This is a genomic window from uncultured Thiodictyon sp., assembly GCA_903837595.1.
Taxonomy (GTDB): domain Bacteria; phylum Pseudomonadota; class Gammaproteobacteria; order Chromatiales; family Chromatiaceae; genus Thiodictyon.
Genome location: CAILVI010000546.1, coordinates 1 through 1,956, shown reverse-complemented (window position 1 = coordinate 1,956; position 1,956 = coordinate 1). Strand labels below are relative to the sequence as shown.

Sequence of the window (1,956 nt, the reverse complement as noted above, 5' to 3'; positions counted from 1 at the left end):
CCGCGACACGGTCGCCGCCACCATCCAACGCCTGGCACGCCATGTCCGCCTGGTGTTCGACTACCTGGGCATGACCGAAAACGCCCGCCGCCGTCCGCGAGGACGGCCAGCGACGGCAGGCTAGAACGGATTCGCCGTGGGCGCACGGCGGCGCCGACTCGACGCCATCGCCGGGCGGGCGTAGACTTTCGGCTCGCTTCAGGTGTCCCGCGGGCGTGCGCCCCCGGGATTAAACGGGAAGCCGGTACCAGCCGCTTACGCGGCGAGTCATCCCGGCGCTGCCCCCGCAACGGTAGACGAGTTGCGGCGGATCATGCCCTTGAGCCATCAAGGGTATCAAAGCCACTGCGCCCCGGCGCGGGAAGGCGATCCGCCCGGTGCACGCGGCACCGCTCGTGAGCCCGGAGACCGGCCTGTCGGCGTTCGATCCGGCATCGCGGTGGGCGATGACAGGGTGCCCGGGGTCCGGCCCCGCCCGCGCGCCTGCTCTTTTGCCCCCTGCCCGCCGCCGTCATTCACCCGGTGGGTAATCCATGACCGTCCAGTGCCCTGCACTCTTCATCGCCGCCCCGGCCTCCGGTCAGGGCAAGACCACCGTGACGGCGGGGCTCGCCCGGCTGCACCGTCGGCTCGGCCGCCGGGTACGCATCTTCAAGACCGGCCCCGACTTCCTGGACCCCATGACCCTGGCGCGCGCCGCCGGCGCCCCGGTCTACAACCTGGACCTGTGGATGGGCGGCGAGGACCACTGCCGGGCACTGCTGCATCGGGCCGCGCGCGAGGTCGATCTGATCCTGGTCGAGGGGGTGATGGGTCTCTATGACGGCCAGCCGTCGGGGGCGGACCTCGCCGAGCGCTTCGGGCTGCCGCTCTTGTGTGTCATCGACGCCGCCGCCATGGCCCAGACCTTTGCCGCCCTGGCCTGGGGACTGACCAGCTTCCGCCCCGGCCTGCGCTTGGCGGGGGTCCTGGCCAACCGGGTCGGCAGCGCGCGGCATGCGACCATGCTGACCGAGCGGCTGCCCGCGGAGATCCCCTTCCTGGGGGCGTTGAGCCGGGATGCCGGCCTGGAGCTGCCCCATCGTCACCTGGGACTCTGGCAGGCGGCGGAGATCGCCGACCTGGATGCGCGCCTGGAACGCATCGCCGATGCACTGGCCACCACACCGCTTGGGAGCCTCCCGGCACCCGTCACCTTCGGCCCGGCCGCGATCCAACGGGTGGTCGCAACGGGTCTCGCCGGGGTGCGGATCGGCGTCGCCCAGGACCTGGCCTTCTCCTTTCTCTACGCGGCCAATCTGGACACCCTCCGGGCCGCGGGCGCCGAACTGCGCTTCTTTTCGCCCCTTGACGATCGCGAGCTACCCCCCTGCGACGCCCTCTATCTGCCGGGCGGCTACCCGGAGCTTTACCTGGACCGGCTCGCCGCCAACACCGCCATGAAAGACGCCATCCGCGCCCACCAGGCCGCCGGGCGCCCGATCCTGGCCGAGTGCGGGGGGCTGCTTTACCTGCTCGACTCACTGGCCGCTGCGGACGGCGACCCGGTCCCCATGGTCGGCCTGCTGCCCGGCCGGGCGCGAATGCAGACCCGGCTCGCCAACCTGGGGCTCCAACGGGTGACACTGCCGGAAGGTGAACTGCGGGGCCACTGCTTCCACCACTCCAGCGCGGAGATCGATCTGGAACCCATCGCCCGTGCCGCGCCCCTGCATGAGCGGGGGGCGCCGGAGCCGGTCTATCGCCTGGGGCGGCTCACCGCCTCCTATCTGCACCTGTACTTCCCCTCCAACCCCAATGCCGCCATTCGGCTGTTTATACGTCTCTCATGTGAGATCCCGGTTTAGTCGCGGCGGGTAACCTGCCGAGATTTTTGCTAAACTGCCCTCATGCTGGACTACCGCCTCGACCAACACGAACTCGCCGAACTGCGTGCGGCCCACCGTGCCGCCCGGG

At 70.8% G+C, this 1,956-nt stretch carries 1 protein-coding gene and 1 riboswitch; the gene reads left to right on the top strand.

Annotation, left to right across the window (positions count from 1 at the left end; translation table 11 throughout):
- The first annotated feature begins 183 nt into the window (after nucleotides 1–183).
- Nucleotides 184–432: riboswitch (cobalamin riboswitch) on the top strand.
- 101 nt (nucleotides 433–533) lie between these two features.
- The gene (locus QZY44_RS32990) at nucleotides 534–1,847 is read left to right on the top strand and encodes a cobyrinate a,c-diamide synthase (protein WP_295457763.1); all 1,314 of its coding nucleotides are present in this window, start codon (nucleotides 534–536) and stop codon (nucleotides 1,845–1,847) included.
- Nucleotides 1,848–1,956 lie beyond the last annotated feature (109 nt).

Excerpts from the sequence above, each read along its gene's own strand:
- QZY44_RS32990 (WP_295457763.1), top strand. The coding sequence starts at position 534 with ATGACCGTCCAGTGCCCTGCACTCTTCATCGCCGCCCCGGCCTCCGGT.